Below are 25206 nucleotides of genomic sequence, written 5' to 3'. Positions count from 1 at the left end.
AACGTACATCATGAGTGAATCCTCAATCTTGCTGGAAAAGCGTGGTGCAGTGGCTCTGTTGACGATCAACCGGCCGAAGACCCTTAACGCGCTGAACGTCCCCACGTTGCTTGAGATGGAGGCCGCGCTGACCTCACTCGAGAGCGACGATGAGGTGCGCGCGATCGTGATTACCGGGGCAGGCGAGAAAGCATTCGTGGCAGGCGGTGACATCGCCGACCTGGATAGCCGCAGGGGGCTCGCACACTACCAGGAGTTCGCGGAGGTAATTCATCGCGTGTTCCGTCGGTTCGAGGACTGCGACAAGCCGACAATTGCCGCGGTCAATGGATGGGCGCTGGGGGGCGGGACGGAACTGCTGCTGACGTTGGATATTCGGCTTGTCGCAGAGGAAGCCCGCTTAGGTCTCCCGGAAATTCTTCTCGGCTTGTTTCCCGGCGCCGGCGGCTCGCAGCGGATCCTGCGTCAGATTGCCCCTTGCCGTGCCAAGGAACTGATGTTCACCGGCGACCAGATCAGCGCAGCAGAGGCAGTGGCGTATGGCCTGTGCAACCGAGCGGTTCCCCGTGAGCAATTGCTGTCAGAAGCCCTGGCGTTGGCTGAGCGAATTGCTCAAAAGTCGCCGCTCACGTTGAAGCTGCTGAAGCGGAGCCTTCGCCAAGGCATCGAAATGCCGCTGGGTGCTGCGCTGGCCTATGAGCAAGCCATGATCGGGCTCGTACTCGATTCGGAGGATGCGCATCGGGGCTGCCGCGCCTTCCTGGAGAAGCAATCCCCGACGTTCAAGGGAGACTGATTGTGAGACAAGAGGTGTTGATGCCCAAGCTCGGTCTGACGATGACCGAGGGTGCGCTCGTGGAGTGGATGCTCTCGCCTGGATCCGAATTTCGAGTTGGTGACGGACTTTTCGTCGTCGAGACGGATAAGGTGGCGAACGAAATCTCCGCAGATGCCGATGGCAAACTGCTTGAGGTGATCGTGGGGCCGGGGGATATTGTGCCCGTAGGAACCGTTCTCGGCTACTTCGACGATGGCAAGGCTGGCGAGCAGGACGGAGCAACGGCCACGGCGGCTGTCCAGGCGGGTGAGCACGCCAAGCTAAATGGGGCAAGCACCCTGTCCGAACCCAAGGTCAATCCAAAAGACGAGAAGCGTGCTTCGCCCGCAGCGCAGCCAAGTCAGGCGGCGCGGGTTGTTGCCACACCGCTGGCTCGCCGTCTCGCTGCCGAGATGGGCGTCTCGTTGGCGTCCGTGAACGGTACCGGCCCGAGAGGCCGAATCAAGGCGGCAGACGTGAGAACGGCGGCATCCACGCTTGCCGAGGTAAGACGAACCGGCGAGACAGAACCAATGGAAGCGAAAGCCGATATTGGGGCTGCGAAATCGAGTGTGGTTCAACGTACGCGTCCGACGCCGACCCAACTCACGATCGCGCGGCGCTTGACTCAAGCGAAGCAGCAAGTGCCCCACTTCTATCTTTCTACGGAAGCGGAAGTGAGTGCCTTGATTGACTTGAGGCGCTCGCTGAATGACATCGCTGGGTATCCCAAGGTTACGCTGACCCATTTGCTCGTGTCTGCGGTTGCGCGCGCACTGAGCCAGATGCCTACCTTCAATCGTGTCTGGGAAGACGAGTCGATCATCGACTTTCCAACCGTCGACGTAGGTGTAGCGGTGAACACCGAACGGGGCTTGCTGGTGCCAGTCGTGCGCGACATTGGTTCTCGCTCCTTTCGGGAGATGGTGTTTGCGACTTCGGCGGCAATCGACAAGGCTCGAGGCGGCAAGCTGACCGGTGAGGATATGGCGGGAGGGGCAATCAGTATCTCCAACGCGGGGATGCACGATGTCACCTACATGACCTCCATTATCAACCCGGGGCAGTCCACGATTCTCGGCGTTGGCAGCGTCCGAGAGGTATTCCGGCCTGATGAGCAAGGGCAGCCGGCGCTGCGCAGGGAGATGGGTCTGGTGCTAGCGGCAGATCATCGATTGTTCGACGGCGTCAGTAGCCTGGCATTTCTCCAGGCCATTGTATCGGGCATCGAGAATCCCTTGGGCTTAGTTGCGTGAGGTGTACTGTGGAAAGCAACAACGACGTTTCCTTGAGTTTGCGTCTCGCGGAATTCGTCTGCTCGCTGAGCGTGCAGACGGTGCCAGTCGACGTTCTTGACAAGGCCCGCGCCTGCCTTCTTAACGGATTAGGAATGGCGCGTGGCTCGATGACGACGCCCTATACGTCCGTCGCTTGTGCCGCATTGAGCGAGTCGGCATCTCTTGGCGAGGAGTGCTGCGGTGCCACGCTTCTGGCGAATGGTCGGCGCTCTTCCGTCATTCATGCAGCATTGGCTAACGCAGCACTGTTTCATGGGCGAGCTCAGGAAGATACCTGTGGTGCCGCCCACATCGGTGCAATTGTCATTCCTCTGCTTGCGGCAATGCTCGAAGCGGAAAAGTGGCCGATCGCACGGCTTTTGCCAGCGCTGATCGCCGCCTACGAAGTCGGCGGGTTGATCGAGCAAGCATACTCTCCCATTACGACCGCAGCGGGCTTGAGAGCCTCACCGTTGTACGGAACCCTAGCGGCGGCGGCTGCGGCGGCCTATCTGATGGGACTGAATGTGCGGCAGACGTCTGCAGCGATTGCCAATGCCGCTTCCTTCACGGGTGGCCTGCTTCAGTCCTTTGAAGACGGGACCGATGAATGGCGGTACCAGGTCGGCACTGCAGCCATCCAGGGCTACATTGCCGCATCGTTGGCACGTGCGGGATCGGTCTCGTCGTCCCACGCGTTCGAGGGCCGCTTTGGCTTCGCCGTGGCTTTTGCGCGAACTACGTGTGATGTCGGGACCCTCGCAGCCAAACTGGGGCGTGAGTGGGCGACACATCGGGTCACGTTCAAGCCGTATCCCGTATGTGCATTCAACCAAACGCCCGTCATTGCCGCGCTGAAACTTCGAGAATCGCTCTCAGGACGCACCATCAAGGCAATCGAAGTCCGTATGAACCCCTTCGAGGCCGGGTACGCTGGTATGGATGCAACGGGGCCATTCCACAGCATCTCGGGGACGCTCATGAGTACTCCCTTCTGCGTTAGTACGACCTTGCTACATGGCGTACCGACGTACGCGCGGATGACGGACTATGAAGATAAGGAAGTCGCGCGGCTAATTTCCCGGACGACGCTTGTAGGGGATCCTGATGTAGACCGACTGTGCTGCGTGATCGAACTTCAGTTGGACGATGGCGACGTGATTCGGCATCGCCAGACGATGGCGGCATCGGACTACGCCTACGACTTCGATGATGTGTCGCGACTGGTATGTCGCGTTGGCGCAGAGACGTCGGTTCCTGAAGAGGCGTACAGCACTATCGGGGCTTTCGCGAAAGATCCCGAGTCCGTAGGTATTGCACGAGTTGTTGCCTGCTTCCTGCCGGCACAAGCAAAAGTGGAGGCGCAATGATGGCGGTCGACTATGACGTGATCGTAATTGGCGGTGGACCCGGCGGATACGTGGCGGCTATCCGTGCCGCCCAACGCGGCTTGCGAACGGCGCTAGTGGAGCGGGAGCACCTCGGCGGGATCTGCCTGAACTGGGGCTGCATACCTACGAAGTCTCTGCTTCATGCCGCGGAGGCCTGGCAGGCGCTGGGCGACTTGGATGCACTTGGAATTCATGCCGGCGATCGGTCGTTCGACCTAGGGAAGATGATCGGCCGCTCGAGGGAAGTCGCCGGGAAGCTCTCGCAAGGCGTGAAGCATTTGCTTCGTAAGCACCGGGTGGCTGTCGTCGATGGGCAGGCCAGGCTTGCTGAACTAGGGCGAGTTGTCGTGGAGTCTAGCAACGAGTCACGATCGATGACTGCGAAGCACGTGATTATTGCCACGGGCGCGCGCCCTCGCGATTTGCCCGGGTCCCCTGCAAACGGCACGACGATCTGGAACTATCGCAATGCACTATCCCCTTCGTCGCTCCCTGCATCGCTGGCGGTCGTAGGCGCAGGCGCAATCGGGATGGAGTTCGCAAGCTTCTACGCAGCCCTCGGTACTAAGGTGACTGTTATTGAGGCACAGGGCCGAGTGCTCCCGACGGAAGATGAGGAGATCTCGAAGCTTGTGGAGAAGGCCTACAGCAAGCGAGGCATTGAGTTTCTCGTCGGTGCGCGCATTGAATCAGTGGAGCAACGCGATGCTGAGCTCAACCTGGCGATTCGCGATGCACAAGCGCAGCGTACCTTGACACCCCAATGCATGTTGGTGTCCATCGGCGTTACGCCCAATACGGACGCGCTTGGTTTGGAGGCGATGGGCGTACTTAGTGACAACGGATTCATCAAGGTCGATGGTGTTGGTAGGACCTCGCGAGAGGGACTCTATGGCATTGGCGATGTGACGGGGGCGCCCTGCCTTGCACACAAGGCAATGCACGAGGCGCTGGCGTGTATTGACGCCATCGTTGATGGAGCTTCGGCGTCCTCGGGGCACGCGCCGACCATCCCTGCTTGTACCTATGGCCATCCGCAGACGGCGAGTGTCGGGTTGAGCGAGGATGCAGCCATAGCGCAGGGCCGTGAGGTGCGCGTGGGTCGCTTTCCCTTCCAGGGAAATGGCAAGGCCTTGGCAATTGGTGAGGCGGACGGTTTTATCAAGACCGTCTTCGACAAAGAATCAGGGGAACTGTTGGGCGCGCACATGGTAGGCCCTCATGTGACGGAGCTCGTGCACTCGCTGACCTTGGCAAAGGAGCTGGAGGCAACGGAAGCGGAGCTTATCCAAACGGTCTTCCCTCATCCAACGCTATCCGAGGCCATTCACGAGTCTGTACTGCAGGCGTTCGATCGCGCCATTCATATCTAACCGAGGCGTCCCTCCCGGAGAGGATGACGGCCAGGGTACCTTTAGTGATTCGAGGAGACGTATCATGGATTTTCAGCTCAATGACGAACAGTCGATGATGGTGGACAGCGCCCGCAAGGTAGCGGAGCGCTTCGGACTGGAGTACTGGCGCGAGATTGACGACAAGAAGGCGTTCCCGACCGAGTACTGGAAAGCAGTCTGCGAGGCGGGGCTCGGCGGCGCGGCGCTGCCGTCTGAATATGGCGGAAGCGACCTGGGTGTTCTGGATTTGGCGCTGATTATCGAAACCCTTTCCGCAGGCGGCGGTGGGTCGACCGTTGGCCAGCTCTTCATGATCAACCCGATCTTCGGTGGTGTTTCTATTTCGCGGTTCGGTACCGACGAAATGAAGAAGGAGTTGCTGCCCAAGCTGGTTGCTGGGGAAATCAACTTCTGTATGGCTCTGACTGAGCCGGACGCCGGCAGCAATTCGTTGGAGATCCGGACGTTCGCTCAAGAGGACGGCGATGGATGGATCCTTAACGGGCGCAAGATCTGGATTACCGCTGTGCCGGACGCGCAGAAGATGCTCGTGGTGGCACGTACCAAGAAGCTGGCGGACTCGAAATCCCGAACCGACGGCATCTCGATGTTCATGGTAGACGTAGAGCGTGATGGCCTGACGCACAGTGCCATCGACAAGGTTGGCACGCGGACACTCGCGTCCAGCAGCGTCTTCTTTGACAACGTGCGGGTACATCCGAATGAGCTGGTCGGTACCCTTCACGGCGGCTGGCGCGAACTGCTCGACGTTCTCAATACGGAGCGGATTGTGACGACCGCTGGCCTGGTCGGCACCGGCGACCTTGCGATCAAGTTGGCTGTTCAGTATGCGAACGATCGCAAGGTGTTCGGTGACAAGCCCATCAGTGCATATCAGGGGTTGCAGTTCCCGCTTGCGCAGTGTCATGCTGAAGTAGCAGCGGCACGTCTCCTGAATTACAAAGCGGCTGCCAATTTCGATGCCGGGTTGCCGTACAGCAGCGAAGCCAATGCCGCCAAGCTCCTGGCAGCGCAAGCTGTAGCGCGTACCACGGAACGCGCAATGCAAACGATGGGCGGGATGGGGTATGCGAAGGAATACCATGTAGAGCGGCTCTGGCGCGATTGCCGGCTTTTCCGCTTTGCCCCTATTTCCGAAGAGATGATCTTGAACTTCATCGCAGTGCATGAGCTGGGCATGCCGAAATCATACTAAGAAGGGGCGATCCGTTACACGGAGGAGACGAAATGATTTCGTTGAGTGCTGCAGTCGAATACCATGCAGGCGTTGCGCCCCAACGCCTCGCAGTTGTATATGGTGATCAACGTGTCACCTACGGTGAGCTGGCCGATCGCGTGAGGGCATGCGCGGGCTTGCTGCTTGAGCAAGGAATCAAACCTGGTGACATCGTCGCGCTGCTCATGAAGAACAGCGCCTCGTTCCTCGAGATCAGCTTGGCCGTTGGGCATATCGGTGCGGTATTTTTGCCTGTCAACTACCGCCTTGCTACGGATGAGGTGGAGTACATCCTGAGCCACGCAGGGACTAAGTTGCTTTTTGTCGATGCCGAGCTGACGGACCTCGCGGGCAGCTTCTGTCCCCGACTGGTAGTAGGGACTGCGGCACAGGCAGATTCGCGCGTCCTGGGTGGGGGAGCTTTACAGGCGTTACCGGAGCGTGCAGAGACTCCTGAAACGCTTTTTAGGCTCATGTACACATCCGGAACAACTGCGCGGCCCAAAGGGGTCATGCAGACCTACAGCAACTTTTACTGGAAGTCCCTGGATCACATCATTGCCCTCGGTCTGAGTCGGGACGACAAGTTGCTGGTCTGTGGACCTCTCTATCACGTTGGGGCCTACGATCTGCCCGGAGTCGCTGTGCTGGTAGTGGGGGGCATGCTTTGTATTCAGCGGGACTTTGATGCAGGGCAAGCACTCCAGGCAATCGCGAATGAGCAGCTTACGGGGGCTTGGTTGGCCCCGGTGATGCTTGGTCGGATGCTCGCGTGCGCCAAGACTGGTAAGTTCGACGTGTCGAGTCTACGCTGGGCCATTGGCGGCGGAGAGCGAACGCCTGAAGCACGAATCCACGATTTTGCGGAAGCCTTTCCGACGGCCCGCTACATCGATGCCTATGGGCTGACGGAGACCTGTTCGGGGGACACGATGATGGAACCTGGCAAGGAGTTGGAAAAAATCGGCTCCACTGGTCGCCCGCTACCGCATGTCGCGATCGAGATTCGCGCCGAAGATGGAGAGGTCCTCGGACCAGGTGAGCCCGGGGAGATTTGCATTCGGGGGCCGAAGGTGACACCGGGTTACTGGCGGGAGCCCGAGAGAACCGCTGCGGCCTTCTTCCCCGATGGGTGGTTTCGGACGGGGGACGTTGGTTATCTCGACAAGGATGGATTCCTTTACCTCACTGATCGCTTGAAGGACATGATCATCAGTGGCGGCGAGAACATTGCGTCCTCCGAAGTGGAGCGAGTTCTATATCTACTTCCGCAGGTTAGCGAAGCGGTCGCAATCGGACTGCCAGATGAGCGTTGGGGCGAGCAGGTGGTCGCCGTTGTGGTGCTGCGCCCGGGTATGACCCTGTCCGAGAAGGAGATGATGTCTCACTGCCGCTCCCTTCTGGCAGGCTTCAAGATTCCCAAGCGCTTGATCATCAGTGAAGCCTTGCCACGTACGCCTTCGGGGAAAGTTCTCAAACGTGTTCTGCGAGAACAGTGCGCACCGCCGGCGGGCGAGGCGAGCTGACTGCACCTCAGGATGATCGAGCGATGCTTGCATTTGGCGTTCGCCGGGGTTGCTCGCCGGCGGACGCACTGAGCCTTCACTTTAGCGGCTTTGCCGCACCCGTACGCACGCTGTTTCGGAGTTATGCCTTGTGCCCGAGCTAGGGCCGATCAGTATGCTCCGTCGCATCCATGCTTCTGGATTTTTCATCGCCGTGAGCTGCAATTTTTAGAATAAGAAGATATCTGAGGAGACCCACCATGAAGTCAGGCGTGTACGACTACATTGCTCAAGATCGAGTCATTTTCGGGGTCCCTGCCGCGCAGGCGGTCGCTGAGCAGGCTGCCGCCTTGAAAAAGTCGCGACTGCTTGTCGTTGCAAGCAAGACGCTTCACCGCGGAACCCCCGCTATACGGGAGATTGTGGACGCGCTGGGCGATCGATGCATCGGCGTCTACGACGAATGCGTCGAACATGTTCCGCGAGGTGCCGTTCTTTCATTGGCAAAGAGGATTCGGGACGAGCAGCCAGACCTCATTGTCACAGTGGGAGGCGGAACGCCCATGGACACTGTGAAAGTCGCTTTGGTCGCGCTGGCCGAGAATTGCCACGCCGAGCAGGACTTTGATCGCGTGCGGATCCAGGTTGATGCCGCAGGGAAGCGGATCGTGCCAAGCGTGGCGCCGCCACCCGTGCGACAAATTATCGTCCCGACTACGCTCTCAGGGGGCGAGTTCTCCATGCTTGCTGGTGCGACCGATCCGACCCGCCAGGTTAAGGATCTGTACACGGGCCGGTATATCGGGGGGCAGATCGTTATCCTTGATCCCAGCCTTACGGTACATACGCCCGATCGCTTGTGGCTGTCCACGGGAGTCCGTGCTATTGATCACGCGGTGGAAACGATCTGCTCAAGGACGGCGCAACCGCTAACCGATGCGACGAGCATCCATGCTTTGCGAATGCTGAGCCAGTCTCTTCGTACCAACCGACAAGTACCAACCGACCTCGACGCTCGATTGGCAAGCCAGCAAGGCGTCTGGCTTGCGACTATGGGTATCGGCCGGGTCGAATGGGGCGCCAGTCATGGCATTGGGCATCAACTTGGGGCAGTTGCGAACGTCCCTCATGGACATTGTTCGTGCGTGCTGCTTCCCAGCGTCCTTCGATGGAATGCGGAGACCAATGCAGATCGTCAGCATTTGATTGCGGAGGCGCTTGGGTCAAGCGACGACGCGCCCGATGCGGTCGCAACGCTAATTGCTGATCTCGGGCAACCGACGTGCTTGCAAGATGTCGGGGTTCGCAGGGACCAATTCGAGGCCATTGCTCGCGGCGCGATGCAAAACATGATGGTGCGAAGCAATCCTCGGGAAATTGCTTCCGTGGATGACATTCTCGCTATTTTGGAGATGGCCTGGTAAAGGTTTGAAACACCGCAGCCCGTCCCACTCGCGTGCGGCATCTGCATGAAATAGTCAGAGCTGATCAGAGGGTCTTTTGACATGGAGCACGGTAAGTGGAGCGTGCCAGCAGCAGGTGCCCGACTTGAGAAGCCCCAGGCGACCTTCTCCCTTCCTGACTTCGTCGCGAGCCGAAGTCGTTTAGGCGGTCACCTACTGCTGCTTTCGGTTGCCCTGCTCTGTGCTAACGGAGCCGCCTCTCTGCAATGAACCCTGAGGAGATATTGTGTTCCGACTTGATGGACAAACCATTCTGATTACAGGTGCCGCAGGTGGCATAGGCAAGCAAACTGCAGTTGTCTGCGCAACCCTCGGGGCAAATGTGGTGCTGGCGGACCGGCAGGCGCCCACGGACGTTGCAGATTTCCTGACTTCCCAAGGCTATGCTGCCGCAGCGGTCGTGTTCGATGTTACGGATCGTGTTGCCGTCGAGCGAGTGATCAATGGTCTTCCAAAAATCGATGCCGTTGTCGCGAATGCGGGCTACTGTCCTTGGGATGATTGGAATGAAGCTGGATGGGATGAGATCTTCAAGCAGGTCATCGATATCAACCTGCTCGGGTTGATGCATCTGACCCGGGCAGCGCTGGCAAGAATGGCGGAACTTGGCAAAGGCCGGATCGTAATCGTTTCTTCAGTGGCAGCCCGCGTTGGGGGGCTGGCGGCAAGCGCGCACTACGTTGCAGCGAAGGGCGGCACAAGCGCATTCGTCAAATGGCTCGCCAGGCGAGCTGCGCCTTTGGGCATTGCGGTCAACAGCGTTGCGCCCGGGGCCATCAGCACGCCGATGACGGACGGACAGACCTTCGATGTAGCCGGAATTCCGATGCGTCGCATGGGCGAGCCCCGTGAGATTGCCATGCCAATCGCCTTTCTTTGCTCGGAGGGGGCGAGTTACATGTGTGGGGCTACTCTTGACGTGAATGGTGGCGTCTATATGAACTAAGTCAGTAACGAGTGTCAGGTCGCTTCAATCTATCGGGGCAGTGGACCCTGGGCATTAGGTCAGGCGGGCGTTTACATCTCATCCAAGCTGTTTCGATAGGCTGAAGCGACCTACTCGTGCAATGAAATTCAAATCTTCGATACCAAGTTCGAAGCGATCGAAGAATGCTGAATCTCGTCGCTCGACAGAGGGAAAACCGTATCGTGCGCGATGGGGCTTGCCTTGTGCCACATCGACGAGTGTTCGCATCAGACGTTGTTCGCAGATGATGTGTGTCAAGGCGGAGCCTTCGTATAGCATCCTGGCGCTGAGCATGCTTTTTGAAATGCCGAACATCGCTGCTGCATAGGCGCGTGACCAGGCCGCGTCAGGCTCAGAAAACACCGCCATGGCGATTTTGAGTGTCAGGGGCCGGAGTGTCGGACCCAAGACCGACGCTCCGTTGGGGTCTACGGGTACGAGGGAAGGCGTGAGCAGCCTGACCGCACTTCCTCCCGTAGAGCCTACATACTTGCCAAATCCTATTCCAAAACTACGATAGGCTGAAATCCGCTTTCGCTCGCCTTCGGACAGGACGATGCTACGGCCCATCCGTTGCAAATGGCAATGGCCCGCGCAAGATTCGACATCCACGTCGAAAGGGAGGCAGAGGTTGACGAGTCGCATTACTTCGACGATTGCACGCGTCGCAATCCGCCGTAACTGGACCATGAGCGAGCAACCAGGTATCCCGCGTCGACGGGCAGGTTGACACCGGTAATGGAGGATGCCCAATCGGATGCAAGGAACAGCACTGCTCTGGCGATTTCATCGGCGGCCACAAGGCGACCGAGCGCTGAGGCGTGGGCCAGTTCGCCGCCATCAAGCGTGTGGGTCGAAAGGCCTTTCTCCAGAGCCGGTGTCATGGTGAAGCCAGGGGAAACGGTATTGACCCGCACCCCCTTCGGCCCCCACTCGCCCGCGAGGCACTCTGTAAGGTTGATCACGCCCGCCTTGGCCGGTGCATAAGAATGCAGAGGGCCGGAACACATGCCTGCCACAGATGCAATGTTGATGATGGAACCTTGGCCACGTCGTGCCATCTCCGCACCAAACGCCCTGCAACATAGATAAGTTCCGCGCAAATCAATGCGCGCAACCCGATCCCATTCCGATAGTGTCAATTCTTCCGGAGGTAAAGTCCGCTGCAGCACCCCTGCGCAATTCACGAGAATGTCGACATTGGGTACCAAACCGCCAATGCAATGGGCTGCGGCATCCACCGAAGCATCGTCGCCGACGTCAATGGACACGGGAAGCGCCCCAATTTCGTTGGCCGCGCGTTGGGCCGCTTCTTCGTCTCGATCGGCAATCACGACTTGGGCTCCCGCAGATGCAAGCAGCCTTGCGCATGCCAGACCGATCCCGCTCGCGCCGCCAGTCACAACGGCGGCTTTACCCTCGAGACTAAATTCCATTTCGCCACACTCCTCTGAATTGACTTCTTGTCTACCCGTGCCTCTGGCCTGCCCAACTCAGGCGCCGCAATTTCTAAAACGATGTCACGGCAGCCCACACTACGGGGTGAGGCAATAATATGATTGGTGAATCGGCGTTCATGTATGACAAAGGATAGTCACTGGCTCCTCTACACGTCAATCATAGTGAGATCGGTAGAAACCCTTGTCAGGGTCCTTCAGCTTGGCTTCACTGTCGTGATTGAGCGTCCTGTAAGGCCTATTCGCTAGCAAACATCGCATACGGAACGCCGGAAAAGCGCAAGGAAGGCAGCATCGCGCACTCGCGGAACGCATCGCGACAACGATGGTCAACAAAAAGCCCTGTCATAATCTGGCTACTGGATCACCACATTACTGATTATGAAGAAGGAAGAAACTGCTGACCTGGGAGACTGGCGGGATGCGGGCAGTCGCTCTGAGCGATCCGAACGCATTCGTGCAGCCCTATTGCGTGCTGCGGCGGAGGTGGTCGGCGAAGTTGGTTACAGCGACGCATCCATCACGATGATTACGCAACGCGCTGGCGTCGCTCAGGGTACCTTTTACAACTACTTCAAGACCCGGCAAGACATATTTGATGCGTTGCTGCCGGACATGGGTGAGAACATGCTGGGCTATGTTCGAGCCAAGGCGGCCGGGCCCAGTAATTTTGCCGAACTCGAAGAGCGCAGTTTTCGCGCATTCTTCTCGTTTCTGAAAGAGGCGCCCCAGTTTTCTAGGATTCTTAACGAAGCGGAGACGTTTGCACCGACCGCGTTTCAGACGCACCTCCAGAACGTGTCGCGTCGGTACATTAGGTTTTTGAAGCGCTCCCTGCAAGCGGGTGAGTTTCCAGAGTATTCTGAGGCCGATCTGGAAGCCGTGGCCTATATGCTGATGGCAGCCCGCAGTTACCTTTCGCAGCGCTATCGCTCCGACGACGGCGCCCGGGTGGAACTTCCAAGATCTGTTGTTAAGACGTACATGAAATTCGTCCTTTATGGTCTGCTCGGTCGTCCTCAGGCGGGAAGCAAGTAGGGAGTGCACCACCCATCAGAACTATGGTGGATCAGGGCTGCACTCCCTGCTTCACCAAAACAATCAGGTCTCTCCAGAGTGGTTAAATTGCGCGTTCACTCGACACGTGCTTTCCGTTTGGGAATGTCCGTAAGGTAAGTTGGAGGCGACGCTGACTTGTCTAGATCAATCGATGGGCCGATGGCCGGAACTGGCCGGCCTCGGCCGACCGGTTGGCCGTGGTCATGGTCATGGTCATGGTCATGGTCATGGTCATGGTCAGCAGTCTCTGGTCGACCCCACCTCAGCCGCACATACTCTGATTTCCCGATGGTCGATGTTGGCGCGATGCAGACCCTCATGCATCAAGCTAGTGGAGATATTCGCGGCAGGTCAGACAAACAACAGCCACGCACCGTAGGCAACGGCGAGCCACACGCACACGACCAGCGCCGCTCCCCAATAGCTCGTCGGCTTCTTTCCCTGTTCCTCCAGCCATCTATCGGCGTGGCTGCGACATTCCTTCAGTACCTCATCAGGTATCAAGCGAACTGCGAGCCAAATCAATCCGGGCAAGAGAAGAATGTCGTCGATGTAGCCGAGGACAGGAATGAAGTCGGGCACAAGATCAATTGGGCTCAAAGCATAGGCAACCACGAACATGCACAGCAACTTCGTCAAATTCGGCGTGCTTGGATTCTGGCAGGCGAACCAAAGAGTCACACCGTCGCGCTTGATGCATCGTGCCCAGGCTCGCAGCTTTTCGGACAGCCTCATACAAACTCAACCATTTGGAACCTATAGGCGCGTCATTCTATAGGTGAGCGGTTAGCCCGAGATTAAGTCATCGCCTCCGCCACTGTGGCGAGTAACGGCCGTTGTTGGGGCGAAGGCGACGTTGAGATGTCCAAACAAATTCAAGGGCGAGCGACGGTTCTTGGCCGAGAAGCGTTCAACAGCCGTGAGCTCCGTTTCCATCGAAGCTTTCTCTGGGCTCTCAATGCAGTACATTCTAGCTGAGCAACCGACGGCAATTCTAAGATAGTCGGATGTCCGCTGAGCTGCCGGATCGGGAGTGACACATTTTCCATCGCAACGGTGTTGCGGTCTACGGACCAGTTTGGCCAGCCCGAAGGTCTTTTAGCTGCTCAAGGAGCGTAAGGTTTAGGGAAGCGGCGTCAGCCAGTTCGGTGAGCAGCGTCGCCACCTCCTGTCTGAGCTCGCGTATCTGGGTGCGGGCTTTGACCAAATCAGCGTGCTTGCTGTCCCGTTGGGTACGCGTGCTTCGGCCGGCGATGCTCCGGATCTCCTCGGCGATATCGGGATAGACGTGATGGACCAGAGACGGATCCACACCGGCTTCCTCGGCAACGGCTTTGATGCTGACCCTGTGACCACTATTCTTGACCAGCAGCAACGCATTGCGCAAAGCAACCGCAGTGGTACCCTTGTCGCGTCGTCTGGATGCCTTCTTTTCGCTAGGTCCACTTCTGATTTCATTCATCTGTGCCCGCCTCCGTTACACCAAGCTCCTGAAGGACTTTGGACGATCTGGCAATCTCGCGGTTGGCACGCTGGGCAACAGCAGGACCGCAGTCTATCTTTGCAAGCTCTAGGTTTTGAAGGTGTATCGAACGCCAAGTCTCGCGATGGCTCTGGTCGATGACTGCCGAGCCGCAGTCGGCACACCTTGACGCCTCATAGAGACCCTCACCAACACATCCTCGCTGTTCCGCAAGACACCACCCGTGCCCTGTCGCCCGGATGTTCACATGCTCGGCTGTGTGCCTGAGGAGATTCTCCCGATCAGCGATTGGTATTGCCCTCGATTGCATGATCCTGCGACCCGCGCCTCCCGCGAGAGGGGCCTCATCATCGAACCAACTGGACATGATTTCAGTTTTGGCGGTGACTACTTCATCGAAGAACTCATCGTACAGCGACTCATCCTGAAGCGGGTTCGCCGCATAAAGCTGGGTCATGCTAATGGTGGAATGCTTGAACTGCCACTTCAAGAAGATCAGAGATCTGCGACCAAGACGGCTGTTGGCCACGTTCCAGGCAAAGGTTCGACGGCATTGGTGGTTTGCCATCTTCCAATCTACGCCGGCCGCTTTGGCAAGGACGTTCAACTGACCGACGCAGCTTCTCTGGCTCAGAACGCCTACACGAGAATGCGAACCTGGTGCATCACCGAACTTGCCGTCAAGCCGCAGGAACAGTTTGTCTCGCGAGGCACGTGCTTCGGCAAGGCGCTGGAGCACCCCGTTCTTGCTCGTGCCGTTGGGGACCTCTCTGTCTCCCAGTGACGTCTCCGCTAGCATGGTCTCGAGCCACTCAATCTCACGACGGAGGCGCTCTTGCAATGGCTCCGCGGCTCGCTGCAACACGGCAAGAGCTGCAATCAGTTCTGGTGGTGCCAGAAACTCAACGATTCCCTTGCCGGTCTTGTGTTCGACCGTTTCAACCCAGTGATAGGTGATGCCTTTTCGGACCTCGCTACGCCATCCGTCTCTACGTACCCCTGTCGCTTCGCTGTTTCGCATTCCAGTGCTGATCTGGAGCAGATAGAGCACTGCATCCCTTAGTTGGGTGAACCGCCGTTTCCATGTTGCAGCGACGTCGCCGTTGGAGGTGCGCATTTCCGCATCGGCAGCACGGACGATAGTCTCCGCGTAGTTGAACAGCAGAGCTTGCACTGATGGTGGGATGACGGGCGTCTTTCCACTCACTATCGCATTTCGTGATTTGTTTGCACCACAGAGTTGAAGAAGACTGGTGTTACCCCAGGGACTCAATCGCATCGGGCGTTCAACATCATCTCGAAACGCCCATACGAGATCGACGATTTGAAGTCGAAGGAAGATGGAATGAGATTCGAGCTTGCCTACCGTCCAGAGATGATCAATGTGGTCAGCCAGATGAATTGGCTTCAACTCTTCAAAGCTGCTTAGGCCTTGGGAGGATAAGTAACGCAACGTTCGGATTCCAGCCCGTGCGCAGCCAGTGAACGTGGCCCCCGAGGGGCGAGCCCAACCCTGTCGGCCGCGACGCAGCCACGTGTACAGGGCGGCCTTGGCGTCCAGAAGTAGGCATGATGGGATGTCCTGCGGCCACACGATGATCTTTTCACTGGCCACAGTGTTGAGCGTCTTGTACATGCTGCGCATGTCCCAGACCGCGTCTCCGAACCTGCTCACCACATGCTCATGACCAGCATCGTCGCTTACTGCCGTCACGACCGCTTGGTCTCGTTTTTCCGGCGGTAGTCCCGACACCGATAGAGGTTGCGCGGCGAGTAGTTCGAAGGCGCGGCGTGTGACCTGTGGAGGCAGTTTCACCACTGTCGAAGAAGATTCCTCAGAGAGCGCTTCCCATTTCGCACTCCTAGTCATTTGCACCTCCGGCGGTATGTAGATGGATCGCCGCTCGTCTGAGTTTTAGCCGCTCCGTTTGATACGCCCAGAATGGGTGAGGCTCACGGAGGGCCTTCTCCTTCGCTGCCGCGACGATGTTCTGACCGAAGGAGCGCTGACTCAGTTCGTCGATAAAGTTTGCTGCGCGGCGATGGAGATCTCTGACGTGATCAAGCTGAGCGTCTCCCGAGGATCCTTGTCCATAGGCCGCATCGAAGTAATCGAGTTCGGATATGATAAATGCTTGGTAGCTGAAGAGACGCCATAGGTCTGCAAGCTCGCCCGTAATTGCGAATGACGGGCAGAAGAGGCACATGACGAACAGATCGCAGTGGTTCGTTCCATCCTTCGGCGCCCGCGCGCCGTGCAGACTATCGGCGCAGCGACCAGTCGGTGTAACGGAATGCGCCCCGGACGCTGTGTCTTGTGAGATCGGGACGACCTGTTTTGGTGTTCCACCGCGAAGCAGCTCGCCCAGTTCCCTTTCGATAAACGTGGCCGCGTCTGCCTGCAGTTGCTCATCGATTCCGAGGTAGTTCGTGTCGGCCACCCTCGTTGTGTTACCCAACACTCCAGCGACAGCAATCGGATCGCCATCGCTTAAACGCCAGGCTCTCTTTGCCAGTGACGCGCGAAGTCGACTGATCGTGACTTTCAACGGACTGCCGTCATCTGCAACGATCATGCGCCTCGTCACCAGCTTCCTAATGTTCGCCACAAGAGTGGCATAAGCGAGGCATTTGATTTCGAATTGGTCTGCCGGCAGTGCGGATCGATATAGCCACACACGATCTTTCAGGTGATCTGGCGCTTGTGCCGCCAAATCCTTGCTGTCTGCGATCGCCTGCCGGAGTAAGCCGACGGCATCCATTGGAAGCGAAATCGACTCCGGCGTGGCGCGAGTGGCGCGCACATGAACCTGATGTCCTCGGTATTTGTATGTGCGCAACCCCATCACGCCCGGAACCAGGCCCGGCATCAGGGCGTCTCGTCTCATCTCGAGCAGAGGTGTGGGATTGCCCCCCGATCGCATCGCGATGACTAGGTATCTGACGGTCGCTATTTCAGATGGGTTCAAGGCGAAGCCGCCATGGCGCAAATCGATCAAATCTGCTTTGAGAGCGTCCGCAAGGCGCTGTTGCTCTCCATTGCTGAGGGGCTTGGTGCGAGTTTCGCCGTTCGCGGTTGGTATTGGGGCTTTGGGGAAGAAGCGGTCGATTTCCGGCGCATGAATCACCCCTTGATGGATCAGATGCCACAACATCTGCTTGGACGCCGCAAAGTAGCCACGAGCGGTATGTTTACTCCAACCCTCTGTTTTCCCTTGCAACTGCAGCCATTGTGCGTACTGTGCTACGTGAATCGGGGTCAGTTCCGAGGCACGACTAACCAAGGGCTTCGAGCGGCCATCGCAGAGGTACGAGAAGAAGTACCGCATCGATTGACCTACAAAACGAACCGTCGACGCTTGCCGGGAACCAGATGCAAGCATTGACAGCACGCCATCGACGCATGTCCACACCCAATCGTCGATGCCTCGGCCTAACCAGGACCGGTAGTCGATTGTCTTCGTTCCGATCAATCGCGCTTCGGCACCGAGGATTTCAGAGAGATCCAGAAGCGCCGACTTCCGTGTGAAGCGGCTTTTCTCGATAGCTGGGTCTGGCCGCGAAGTCCCCGCTGCAATGGCGTAGTTCTTCGCTCTAGGCACGTCGCAATCCTTCTTCGTCTTGATCGCTCGCGATGCCGAAGAGCTCGTCGAACTCGTGCTCGAGCGCGAGCACAAGACTACTTGCCAACTGGTTGACTTGGCGTAGGTAGATCATTGTTGTGTCGACGCTGCTGTGGCCGAGCCGGTCGCGCACGTACAACAAGGGTTCTCCGTGGAAATTCTGTTCCTTTCGAAGGCGCGCAAGGGTATGGACTGCATAGCTGTGGCGAAGCATGTGTGCGCGCACTCGAAACCCGACCTGTGCAGAGAGTCCTTTGAATGCCTCAGTTATGGCCGACCTGGTGTACGGCTTGCCATAGACGTTTAGCACCAGACACTCGACACGAGCGTCACCATTCGCAGAAAGCCTGTTTCGCTCGAACAGCGTGTACGAATACATGTTCTCCATGAGCGAGTAGGGGATATCCACGTCCCGGGGCTTGTTGAACTTGAGCCACATATCTCGCGGATCGAGCCTCACACGGATCATCTGGCTCGGCAGGCAGTCCGCGCGTGCTGCCGGATTGAAAACGTATTTGAGCGGGAAGGTTCGTGCCTCGCATGAGCGGAGGCCGACTCGGGCGGCCAAGTCGAAAAGCAGCATGGTGCTTGCATTCGCACGCGCGCAGCGGCACACCCTCAGTTGCTCCTTCGAGAGGAACTCTGGTAGCAGAGAGGGCTCCCTGATTAGAAGATCAGGACGACTGACGGTACTTGCATCGCTTCGCGCATGCGTCAGAAGGTCATTATGCGTGACCCGCCGAGTCGCCAAGTAGCCAAATGGCACCCCGTCGATGAGTCCATTTCTACCTGCCCATTCGTAGAACTCACAAACGATCCGGAGACGACCGTTCACCGTCTTCGGGCTAAGTTTCAGTTCAACGAGAGACCAGTTGCGGTATCTGGCCAGCGGGCTCTTGCCTGGCTCTCTGCACGGTTCGTCCCAGTCTAAACCGTTGGCGCCTAGAAACGAGAAGAAGTCCCATAGCCGGCGACCGTAGTCTTCCCATGTTAGTAAGCTTAGATGCTTTCCTTGCCCCAGAAGCTTCCACACAATAAAGTCTTGAACCGGCTGCAGCGGACGCATGTCATCGCCGACGATGATCGGAAGCCCTGGCCGCGGATAGCCTGCATATGTGAAGCTGGGAGTGCTGAACAGAAGTCGCATGGGTGCCGTCAGGGGGGCCGCCAAAGCTTCACGGCCCTTTTATTTAAGGCTAGGACTGTCAGTTCGGTAGTCGTGGGAGGTCGTCGCGCGCATCGATCCACCGCCGTCGAGAGAATTCCGGGTTGTCTGCAGCAGCTATCCCCAAGCTCTCTCCGATATTTTCCGCCTGAGGCCTGACGATATCAGAGAGAAGTAAACTCACAAACTACACCCAACAGAACAGACCTCGCCATCCAGGATGGAGCCGGCGGGGAGGGTGGCCAGCGATTCGACGAGCTCAGGAAACCAGGTGGTGGCGTTGGCCCCGTTGCGGGATTTCAGCCGGGGTGCGTCGCCGGTGGTGGCCAGCAGCCGGTAGCCGTCGTACTTGATCTCGAAGTGCCAGCCGGGCCCGCGCGGGATGGTCTTGCGCTCGCACAGGAGCATGGGCCGCAGCTCGGCAAGCGTTGGCGCCTGCGGCAGTCCGGCCATGATGGCTACCCGACGAAGTCGGCCGGATTGGCTTCCTCTGCGCGTAGGCGCACGCCGCCGGCCAGCGGCTGGATGTGCAGCTCGATGTTGTCGCGCCGAGCGCGAGCCCAGCCTGTGCTTATCGCGTCTTCAAGCGTAGGGAACAACTGACGCGGCTCAGAAGCGCCGTCTACTGCCCGTCGCGGCCATGGATCAGCAGCTCGACCTTGTCTTGCTTTGCCTTCTCGGTTCCTGCAGCGATCGCTTCTTCCTGGCTGGGGTAGTGCGTGGTCGCGCCATCGGTGCCTTCAACTGCGACCGCCCAGCCCTGGTCGCCGGCGGGCAGGACGTGGATATTTTTGCCTGGCATGGCTGTCTCCTGGCTGTTGATGAGGCCAGTCTGTGCCCGCCATGCAGCCGCCGCTATCAGGCGTCGTCCGACAAAAGAAAAGCCCTCGGCCGGGTGGCGAGGGCATCAAGTTGGGATGGGCGATCGCGGTGACGCCCGAAAAAATGTTTACAAACCGCCTGGCGTTATCGAACCCCACCAATTGGTGGTGTCGCTACGGTGCCACGCGAAGTCGCCAAAGCGCCTAAAGCGGCAGTTGAGCATCGGCTGTCAGCGGTGGCTGTTTCGCGCGCCTCATGATCGGCGCGGGCTCGGTCGCCATCGCCTCCGCCGGGAGGAGCGTCATGAAGGTTCGCGCGACTTCGGGGTCGCGGCACCCCAGCCATTCGTCCCACTGCTGCCGCGGCACGATCACCACCGACCGCTTTTCCTTGCCCGGGGCGTGCATCCGGTTCATCACGGGGTGCTTGTCCGCGTTGACGGTCAGCATGGTGAACGAGTAGGCGCCGTCGGGCCAGTCTCGCCACAGGCCCGCGATGCCGAAGGCTGGCTCGGCAGGCAGCCAGATCTTGTACCGGGTCGACTTGGGCCCGGCCTCATAGTTGGGCTCGTAGACCGCAGCGGCGGGAATCAGGCAGAGCTGGCTCTTCTTCCACGGTCCGCTGAACGTCCGCTTCTCACCGACCGTCTCGGATCTGGCGTTCATGGTGTCGTACGGACGAACACCCTGAGGGACGCGCGAGCGCGGCACCAGGCCGAAGCTCGCCAGCACGCTCTCGCGACGGCCGTCGCCATCCATGCGCACAATCGGCGCGGCATAGTCGGGCCAGGCCTCGGGCTTCCAATCCGCCGGTGGCGGCTCCACGCCGAAGATGTCACGCAGGATCTGGCGCTGGACGGGGGCGTAGTTGGTGCACATCCTGGTCTCCTATCCCTTGGCCGGGCCGGGTGCCTTCGGCCTTCTGGCGCTGGCTTCGCGCTTCTGCTCGGCTTCATGCTCCCTCATCCATTGCTGGGCGCCTTGCAGGTATGGCTCATTCGCTATTTCCTCGCGCAGGTAATGCAGCACCATATCTCGGTTGGTGCCACCGAGGTAGCCTGTGGGAGGGAAAAATGTCTGGAACTGCCAGGCGCGCCGGACAATATTCTGCAGGCGCTTAATTTCCCACAGCAAAGCGCGGACTTCGGGGGACCGATTTCGGGCCCACATGTCTCGCAGCTGATCGTCATCCAGAGGCGGCCGGAGGCGGGCGGAGTGTGGCTCGTTAATCATAGTCGCTATACTGTATGAATATACAGTATAGCGGTTGTGGCCGGACTTACTGGGAAACCTTGCCTCAGCCAGTCCTTCGTTTGAAATCCAGCAGCTTGCCCTTCTCCGCGACGTCGGCCGGGTCAAGGTTCGTATAGCGCTTCAGATTGCGCCAGTCCTTGTGGCCGGTGACGGCCGCCACCTCCGGAATGTCCCAGCCTGCCTCGAACAGCGAGCTGGTCGCCTCGTGGCGCAGATCGTGCAGATGGAGGTCGGCGATGTCCTTGGCATCGCAGGCCCATTTGAAGTACTTGCTGACCGTCCCTGGCAGGTAGGGGAAGATCCTGTTATCGGGCGACCCTCTGGGCTGCCTGTTGATGATGTCCAGGGCATCGCCGATGAGCGGCACGAGCTCGTCGTTGCCTTGCTTCTTGCGCGGATCCTTGCGATCGCGCACCAGGACGAGCGCGCGCTGCGCATCGAGGTCGTCCCAGGTGATCCGAAAGATCTCACCGCGGCGGAAGGCCGATTGCATGAGCACGCGAATGATGTCCTCGAGCGGCACCTTGTATTGGGGATTCTCACGCGACCAGGCAAAGATCGCTTGTAGCTCGGCCTGGGTAGGGCGGCGCTCCCGCCTGCCGCCGGGGCCGACCAGCTTGAGATGGTTCAGGGCCGGCCAGGCGTTCTTGACGATGTCGGGTATGGTGATGCCTTTGATGCTTGCCATGTGGCGCAGGACCGTCCCAAGCTTGGATATATCCATGCTGATGGTATAGGGACCGGCGCCGGCCAACTTGCGATGCTGAGCGAACTCGATCAGGTCCTGGGTCGTCAGGCGCGGCACCAGGTGTTGGCCCAGAGCGCTGGCCAGCTTGCGCAGCATGTACTCTTCGTTCGACTGTGGGGCCACTGGACGGCCAGACTCCTGGCGCACGTTGCGGTAGTCCGTAATCCAGTCGGCGACCGATCCTTGCGCCGCGGTGGCGGGCGTTTTCAGTCCGATTTCCGCTTCACGGGCCCAGGCTTGGGCCTCCGCCTTGGTGCGAAAGGTTTTTGATATACTCCGGCCCTGCTTCCGGATCTGGGCGCGCCAGCGTTCCCCGATCTTGAGGATCGACGCCATACGGTCTGTCTCCCTGTAGCAAATCTGTAGCACGCGGTGCGTGAGACAGGATGATATGAGGTGACATGGAGTGACAGTTGTGACGTCGGTCTCATTCCCGGAAACCCGCGCCAAATAAGGCGAAGCCGCTTCCGGCAAGGGTTCCCGGTCAATGGGAAGAATCTATCCCCTCGCCGTAGTTCAATGGATAGAACGAGCGCCTCCTAAGCGCTAGATACAGGTTCGATTCCTGTCGGCGGGACCACCGATTCTCATTTGGCAACTTCTGCCAAAATCCTTCCTCCCCGGTCATTCCAGGATTTTGCAGCGGCATTATCGTCTGCCGCATCTCGTCCTGCGCTGTTGCAAATCCGCCCTGTCGGACAAAATCCGATACCGGCCAGGGTGCCATCTGCAGATACTCGGTCCGTCAGTTTTGGAGCAGCCATGTCGGACGTTCACGTTTTGCGGATCGAGGGACTTCAGTGGGTGGTGGAGCGCGCGTGCGGCAGCGAGGGCCGCCTGCTGTTCCCCAGCCGGGAAGCGGCTATTGCGGCCGGCACGGCCAAGGCGGAGCAGGAGCGGGTCGACCTGATCGTCCACACGCGCGATGGCCGCATCGGCCGGCGTATTTCCTTTGGCCAGCAGGGGAAGAATCAGCGCGCGATGCTGGTCAATGCGCGCTCGTCTTCGAAAACAGCTGGATCACCGCCACCCCGGCAATAATCAGCCCGATCCCGACACAGGCCGCCAGGTCCGGCACCTGCCGGTACAACACCACCGCGATCAGCGATACCAGCACGATGCCCGCGCCGCTCCAGATCGCATAGGCGATGCCGACCGGGACGGTGCGCATCACCAGCATCAGCAGATAGAAGGCGGCGACGTAGCCGGTGACCACCAGCACGCTGGGCAGCAAGCGGGTAAAGCCCTGCGAGGCTTTCAGGCTGCTGGTGGCGATGACCTCGGCGACGATGGCGAGGGCGAGAAGCAAATATCCGTTCATGGCATGCAGAAGAGGCTGGCCGGCAATGGGCCTGAGCCGGCATCTTAGCGTCCCGCGCATGTTGCGCCAAAGCCGCGTCCCTCCGTCGCGGTGGTTGTGCGCGGCGGCAAGGGCGGGTTGAATGTGGCGCGCAGAACGATAAATAGGCGGGTCCACGCTGGCGCGCGGCAACAGGGTCGTCCAGGCAGTCGCGGTAGTTTTGCCTGACCAAGCCGGCACGAGATCACGATGCCGGCGGCGGGCACGGGGAAAGGGGAGCGGTATGCAACACACGGGCATCGACGGCGCGGCCGGGCCGGCAACAGCGGGGACATCGGGGACAGGGGACACGGCCATCGCGCCGGACGCGAATCCCTGGCAGGACACCATTGCGGCGGCGGACCACGCGCTGGAAGAGGCCACGCGCATCCAGCGCGGCGTGCAGCATAACCTGAAGCTGATGCAGGACGTGCGCGCGCTGCGTGAAGAGCTGCGCAAGGCCCATGCGGAGATCGACCGCTACCGCGGCATGCATGCCCGGGTGGTGGTGAGCCTGCGCCAGCTGGAGGAGGAGCACGCCGGCACGATGAGCCGGCTGCATGCCGACAACGAGATGCTGCGGGTGCGGCACCGGGTCTACCGGCTGCTGGCCGAGCACTACGCGCGCGTGGCGCTGCGGCTGGATCCGGACAGCTTCGCCGGGGATCGCGACCGCGTGCTGCAGCACATCCTGTTCCAGCGCCGCAAGGGCGTGCCGCCCGAAGAGATCGGCCTGTCCGACCTGGCTTTCCTGCTGCTGTAACCCCGCGCCGTGCCCGGGCTCAGGCTGCCCGGCGGCGCAGCACGTGGTAGGCGAGCATGCCGCCCACCACGCCCCAGAACGCCGAGCCGATGCCGGCCAGGGTCATGCCCGAGGCCGTGATCATGAAGGTCAGCAGGGCGGCTTCGCGCTCGGCCGGGATCTGCATGGCGACGGTCAGGCCGTTGGCGATCGAGCCCAGCAGCGCGAACGCGGTCACGCCCACCACCAGCGCTGGCGGGAAGGCGGCGAACAGTGCGGCGATGCTGGCGGCCAGCGTGCCCGCGACCAGGTAGCCGACGCCGCAGACCACGGCCGCGGTATAGCGGCGGTGGCGGTCCGGGTCGGCCTGCGGACCGGTACAGATCGCCGCGGTGATGGCCGCCAGGTTGATGCCGTGCGAGCCGAACGGCGCCAGCGCTGCCGAGGCCAGCCCGGTGACGGTGATCAGGCGCGAGGCCGGCACGTGGTAGCCATCGGCCTGCAGCACGGCCAGCCCGGGAATGTTCTGCGACGCCAGCGCGACGATGAACAGGGGGATCGCCAGGCTGATGAAGGCCGGCATCGAGAACGCGGGCGTGGTCCACACCGGCACCGCCAGTTCCAGCCGCACGCCCGAGAAATCGAGCTGCCTGAGCACGCCTGCCACCACCACGCCGGCCAGCAGCACCCCCGGCACCGCATAGGCCGGCCACAGCCGCCGCCCCAGCAGGAAGGCGGCGAACATCGCCAGCAGCAGCACGGTCTGGTGCTGCGCCTGCACGAACACGTCCACGCTGATGCGGAACAGGATGCCGGCCAGCAGCGCCGAGGCAATGCTGGCGGGCAGGGCGCGCATCAGTTTGTCGAACCAGCCGGTCATGCCGGCCGCGGTCATCAGCAAGGCGGCCAGCAGGAAGGCGCCGATCGCCTCGGCATAGGGCACGCCGGGCAGGCTGGCGATCAGCAGCGCCGCGCCGGGGGTGGACCACGCCACCACGATGGGCACGCGCAACGCCAGCGACAGGCCGATGGTGGTGATCCCCATGCCGATCGACAGCGCCCAGATCCACGACGAGATCTGCGCGTCGGTCAGGTGGGCCGCGTGTCCCGCCTGGATCATCAGCACCAGCGAACTGGTGTAGCCGGTCAGCGTCGCGACCAGCCCGGCGACGAGCGCCGACACGGACAGGTCGGAAAATTTGAGGGAGGCGGTGGTCATGGGGACGGGCAGCAGGCACTTTGGGTACGGCCGCCATCTTCGCATGAGTGGCGTGGCCGTACCAATCTGGCCCGGCTCCGCCCGGCCGCTACGCGGGGACCGCCGTTGACGGGGGCTTTCCCTTACGGACTTGTCCGACTGGAGCGGGGCGTGGGCGGTTGTTATGCTGGATTCGTGCCTTGCGAGCAGGGCACCGAGGAGAGACTCTTGGGCCCGCAGTGCGCGGGCCCTTCTTTTTGCCCGGC

At 59.9% G+C, this 25206-nt stretch carries 25 protein-coding genes, 1 tRNA gene and 1 pseudogene; 12 read left to right on the top strand and 15 right to left on the bottom strand.

All coding sequences use genetic code 11. From position 1 onward, the window contains the following. Nucleotides 1-10: 10 nt before the first annotated feature. The 8 genes from A2G96_RS16660 (at nucleotide 11) to A2G96_RS16625 (ending at nucleotide 10030) form a co-directional block, all read left to right on the top strand. Nucleotides 11-796 (top strand): enoyl-CoA hydratase/isomerase family protein, encoded by a 786-nt coding sequence (locus A2G96_RS16660; RefSeq protein ID WP_062801070.1) that lies wholly within the window; start codon nucleotides 11-13, stop codon nucleotides 794-796. 20 nt (nucleotides 797-816) lie between these two features. Beyond that, the gene (locus tag A2G96_RS16655; protein WP_062802222.1) at nucleotides 817-2073 is read left to right on the top strand and encodes a dihydrolipoamide acetyltransferase family protein; all 1257 of its coding nucleotides are present in this window, start codon (nucleotides 817-819) and stop codon (nucleotides 2071-2073) included. 8 nt (nucleotides 2074-2081) lie between these two features. Continuing rightward, complete coding sequence (locus tag A2G96_RS16650; protein ID WP_197672295.1) at nucleotides 2082-3464, top strand: MmgE/PrpD family protein; 1383 nt, start codon at nucleotides 2082-2084, stop codon at nucleotides 3462-3464. Next, complete coding sequence (gene lpdA, locus A2G96_RS16645) at nucleotides 3461-4858, top strand: dihydrolipoyl dehydrogenase (RefSeq protein ID WP_231909585.1); 1398 nt, start codon at nucleotides 3461-3463, stop codon at nucleotides 4856-4858. The genes A2G96_RS16650 and lpdA overlap by 4 nt, the downstream gene beginning before the upstream one ends. 64 nt (nucleotides 4859-4922) lie before the next feature. Beyond that, nucleotides 4923-6095, top strand: coding sequence for an acyl-CoA dehydrogenase family protein (locus tag A2G96_RS16640; RefSeq protein ID WP_062801068.1), 1173 nt, complete (start codon nucleotides 4923-4925; stop codon nucleotides 6093-6095). A 32-nt stretch (nucleotides 6096-6127) separates the two neighbouring features. After that, entirely contained in the window at nucleotides 6128-7642 is a 1515-nt protein-coding gene (locus tag A2G96_RS16635; RefSeq protein ID WP_062801065.1) for an AMP-binding protein, read from the top strand. 239 nt (nucleotides 7643-7881) lie between these two features. Continuing rightward, nucleotides 7882-9045, top strand: a complete 1164-nt coding sequence (locus tag A2G96_RS16630; protein WP_062801063.1) for an iron-containing alcohol dehydrogenase — start codon at nucleotides 7882-7884, stop codon at nucleotides 9043-9045. 265 nt (nucleotides 9046-9310) lie between these two features. Further along, on the top strand, nucleotides 9311-10030 hold the full coding sequence (locus A2G96_RS16625; RefSeq protein ID WP_231909584.1) for an SDR family NAD(P)-dependent oxidoreductase: 720 nt from the start codon (nucleotides 9311-9313) through the stop codon (nucleotides 10028-10030). 78 nt (nucleotides 10031-10108) lie between these two features. Here the strand turns inward: A2G96_RS16625 and A2G96_RS32610 are convergent, their stop codons facing one another. Further along, on the bottom strand, nucleotides 10109-10459 hold the full coding sequence (locus tag A2G96_RS32610) for a hypothetical protein (RefSeq protein ID WP_150124156.1): 351 nt from the start codon (nucleotides 10457-10459) through the stop codon (nucleotides 10109-10111). A gap of 236 nt (nucleotides 10460-10695) precedes the next feature. After that, nucleotides 10696-11487: an SDR family NAD(P)-dependent oxidoreductase gene (locus A2G96_RS32605; RefSeq protein ID WP_082818986.1), complete on the bottom strand. Its 792-nt coding sequence runs from the start codon at nucleotides 11485-11487 to the stop codon at nucleotides 10696-10698. A gap of 402 nt (nucleotides 11488-11889) precedes the next feature. Here A2G96_RS32605 and A2G96_RS16620 point away from each other — a divergent pair, with 402 nt between their 5' ends. Continuing rightward, nucleotides 11890-12546: a TetR/AcrR family transcriptional regulator gene (locus A2G96_RS16620; RefSeq protein WP_062801059.1), complete on the top strand. Its 657-nt coding sequence runs from the start codon at nucleotides 11890-11892 to the stop codon at nucleotides 12544-12546. Nucleotides 12547-12918: 372 nt separating this feature from the next. Here A2G96_RS16620 and A2G96_RS16615 read toward each other — a convergent pair whose 3' ends face one another. The 11 genes and pseudogenes from A2G96_RS16615 to A2G96_RS16570 form a co-directional block, all read right to left on the bottom strand. Continuing rightward, nucleotides 12919-13302, bottom strand: coding sequence for a YkvA family protein (locus A2G96_RS16615; protein WP_062801056.1), 384 nt, complete (start codon nucleotides 13300-13302; stop codon nucleotides 12919-12921). A 331-nt stretch (nucleotides 13303-13633) separates the two neighbouring features. After that, nucleotides 13634-14029: a TetR family transcriptional regulator gene (locus A2G96_RS16610; protein ID WP_150124155.1), complete on the bottom strand. Its 396-nt coding sequence runs from the start codon at nucleotides 14027-14029 to the stop codon at nucleotides 13634-13636. Continuing rightward, nucleotides 14022-15866 carry a site-specific integrase gene (locus tag A2G96_RS16605; RefSeq protein WP_231909582.1) on the bottom strand — a complete coding sequence of 615 codons (1845 nt, stop codon included), beginning with the start codon at nucleotides 15864-15866 and terminating at the stop codon, nucleotides 14022-14024. Before A2G96_RS16605 ends, A2G96_RS16610 begins: the two co-directional genes overlap by 8 nt. 46 nt (nucleotides 15867-15912) lie before the next feature. Beyond that, nucleotides 15913-17652 carry a hypothetical protein gene (locus A2G96_RS16600; protein ID WP_150124154.1) on the bottom strand — a complete coding sequence of 580 codons (1740 nt, stop codon included), beginning with the start codon at nucleotides 17650-17652 and terminating at the stop codon, nucleotides 15913-15915. Then, nucleotides 17645-18820 (bottom strand): tyrosine-type recombinase/integrase, encoded by a 1176-nt coding sequence (locus tag A2G96_RS16595; RefSeq protein WP_062798903.1) that lies wholly within the window; start codon nucleotides 18818-18820, stop codon nucleotides 17645-17647. Before A2G96_RS16595 ends, A2G96_RS16600 begins: the two co-directional genes overlap by 8 nt. Before the next feature lie 198 nt (nucleotides 18821-19018). Beyond that, nucleotides 19019-19291: an ATP-dependent DNA ligase gene (locus A2G96_RS16590; protein ID WP_062801048.1), complete on the bottom strand. Its 273-nt coding sequence runs from the start codon at nucleotides 19289-19291 to the stop codon at nucleotides 19019-19021. A 5-nt stretch (nucleotides 19292-19296) separates the two neighbouring features. Beyond that, nucleotides 19297-19449 (bottom strand): annotated as a pseudogene (locus A2G96_RS33345) (DUF2188 domain-containing protein); the annotation flags it as partial. A gap of 11 nt (nucleotides 19450-19460) precedes the next feature. Further along, entirely contained in the window at nucleotides 19461-19640 is a 180-nt protein-coding gene (locus A2G96_RS16585; RefSeq protein WP_062801046.1) for a DUF2188 domain-containing protein, read from the bottom strand. A gap of 223 nt (nucleotides 19641-19863) precedes the next feature. Next, entirely contained in the window at nucleotides 19864-20538 is a 675-nt protein-coding gene (locus A2G96_RS16580; RefSeq protein ID WP_062801044.1) for an SOS response-associated peptidase, read from the bottom strand. Between the two features lie 9 nt (nucleotides 20539-20547). Next, nucleotides 20548-20793, bottom strand: coding sequence for a hypothetical protein (locus A2G96_RS16575; protein WP_150124152.1), 246 nt, complete (start codon nucleotides 20791-20793; stop codon nucleotides 20548-20550). 163 nt (nucleotides 20794-20956) lie between these two features. Continuing rightward, nucleotides 20957-21997, bottom strand: coding sequence for a site-specific integrase (locus A2G96_RS16570; protein WP_062801040.1), 1041 nt, complete (start codon nucleotides 21995-21997; stop codon nucleotides 20957-20959). A gap of 169 nt (nucleotides 21998-22166) precedes the next feature. Between A2G96_RS16570 and A2G96_RS16565 the strand changes: the two genes are divergently transcribed. Further along, nucleotides 22167-22241: transfer RNA gene (locus tag A2G96_RS16565), tRNA-Arg, on the top strand. Between the two features lie 182 nt (nucleotides 22242-22423). Continuing rightward, nucleotides 22424-22702: a DUF2188 domain-containing protein gene (locus tag A2G96_RS32600; protein WP_082818984.1), complete on the top strand. Its 279-nt coding sequence runs from the start codon at nucleotides 22424-22426 to the stop codon at nucleotides 22700-22702. Here the strand turns inward: A2G96_RS32600 and A2G96_RS16560 are convergent. Beyond that, complete coding sequence (locus tag A2G96_RS16560; protein ID WP_012353408.1) at nucleotides 22650-22982, bottom strand: DMT family transporter; 333 nt, start codon at nucleotides 22980-22982, stop codon at nucleotides 22650-22652. The genes A2G96_RS32600 and A2G96_RS16560 overlap by 53 nt on opposite strands. 262 nt (nucleotides 22983-23244) lie before the next feature. Between A2G96_RS16560 and A2G96_RS16555 the strand changes: the two genes are divergently transcribed. Next, nucleotides 23245-23763, top strand: coding sequence for a hypothetical protein (locus A2G96_RS16555; protein WP_062801038.1), 519 nt, complete (start codon nucleotides 23245-23247; stop codon nucleotides 23761-23763). A 19-nt stretch (nucleotides 23764-23782) separates the two neighbouring features. Here A2G96_RS16555 and A2G96_RS16550 read toward each other — a convergent pair whose 3' ends face one another. Then, entirely contained in the window at nucleotides 23783-24961 is a 1179-nt protein-coding gene (locus A2G96_RS16550) for a benzoate/H(+) symporter BenE family transporter (protein WP_062801036.1), read from the bottom strand. Nucleotides 24962-25206: the final 245 nt, after the last annotated feature.

This window comes from Cupriavidus nantongensis, assembly GCF_001598055.1.
GTDB lineage: Bacteria > Pseudomonadota > Gammaproteobacteria > Burkholderiales > Burkholderiaceae > Cupriavidus > Cupriavidus nantongensis.
This window is presented reverse-complemented; position numbering and strand designations above follow the sequence as displayed.

Bases quoted from the DNA above. Each gene is read 5' to 3' on its own strand.
- A2G96_RS16660 (WP_062801070.1), top strand. From the start codon at position 11: ATGAGTGAATCCTCAATCTTGCTGGAAAAGCGTGGTGCAGTGGCTCTG.
- A2G96_RS16655 (WP_062802222.1), top strand. From the start codon at position 817: ATGCCCAAGCTCGGTCTGACGATGACCGAGGGTGCGCTCGTGGAGTGG.
- lpdA (WP_231909585.1), top strand. From the start codon at position 3,461: ATGATGGCGGTCGACTATGACGTGATCGTAATTGGCGGTGGACCCGGC.
- A2G96_RS16640 (WP_062801068.1), top strand. From the start codon at position 4,923: ATGGATTTTCAGCTCAATGACGAACAGTCGATGATGGTGGACAGCGCC.
- A2G96_RS16635 (WP_062801065.1), top strand. From the start codon at position 6,128: ATGATTTCGTTGAGTGCTGCAGTCGAATACCATGCAGGCGTTGCGCCC.
- A2G96_RS16630 (WP_062801063.1), top strand. From the start codon at position 7,882: ATGAAGTCAGGCGTGTACGACTACATTGCTCAAGATCGAGTCATTTTC.
- A2G96_RS32605 (WP_082818986.1), bottom strand. From the start codon at position 11,487: ATGGAATTTAGTCTCGAGGGTAAAGCCGCCGTTGTGACTGGCGGCGCG.
- A2G96_RS16620 (WP_062801059.1), top strand. From the start codon at position 11,890: ATGAAGAAGGAAGAAACTGCTGACCTGGGAGACTGGCGGGATGCGGGC.
- A2G96_RS16615 (WP_062801056.1), bottom strand. From the start codon at position 13,302: ATGAGGCTGTCCGAAAAGCTGCGAGCCTGGGCACGATGCATCAAGCGC.
- A2G96_RS16610 (WP_150124155.1), bottom strand. From the start codon at position 14,029: ATGAATGAAATCAGAAGTGGACCTAGCGAAAAGAAGGCATCCAGACGA.
- A2G96_RS16595 (WP_062798903.1), bottom strand. From the start codon at position 18,820: ATGCGACTTCTGTTCAGCACTCCCAGCTTCACATATGCAGGCTATCCG.
- A2G96_RS16590 (WP_062801048.1), bottom strand. From the start codon at position 19,291: ATGGCCGGACTGCCGCAGGCGCCAACGCTTGCCGAGCTGCGGCCCATG.
- A2G96_RS16585 (WP_062801046.1), bottom strand. From the start codon at position 19,640: ATGCCAGGCAAAAATATCCACGTCCTGCCCGCCGGCGACCAGGGCTGG.
- A2G96_RS16580 (WP_062801044.1), bottom strand. From the start codon at position 20,538: ATGTGCACCAACTACGCCCCCGTCCAGCGCCAGATCCTGCGTGACATC.
- A2G96_RS16570 (WP_062801040.1), bottom strand. From the start codon at position 21,997: ATGGCGTCGATCCTCAAGATCGGGGAACGCTGGCGCGCCCAGATCCGG.
- A2G96_RS32600 (WP_082818984.1), top strand. From the start codon at position 22,424: ATGTCGGACGTTCACGTTTTGCGGATCGAGGGACTTCAGTGGGTGGTG.
- A2G96_RS16560 (WP_012353408.1), bottom strand. From the start codon at position 22,982: ATGAACGGATATTTGCTTCTCGCCCTCGCCATCGTCGCCGAGGTCATC.
- A2G96_RS16555 (WP_062801038.1), top strand. From the start codon at position 23,245: ATGCAACACACGGGCATCGACGGCGCGGCCGGGCCGGCAACAGCGGGG.
- A2G96_RS16550 (WP_062801036.1), bottom strand. From the start codon at position 24,961: ATGACCACCGCCTCCCTCAAATTTTCCGACCTGTCCGTGTCGGCGCTC.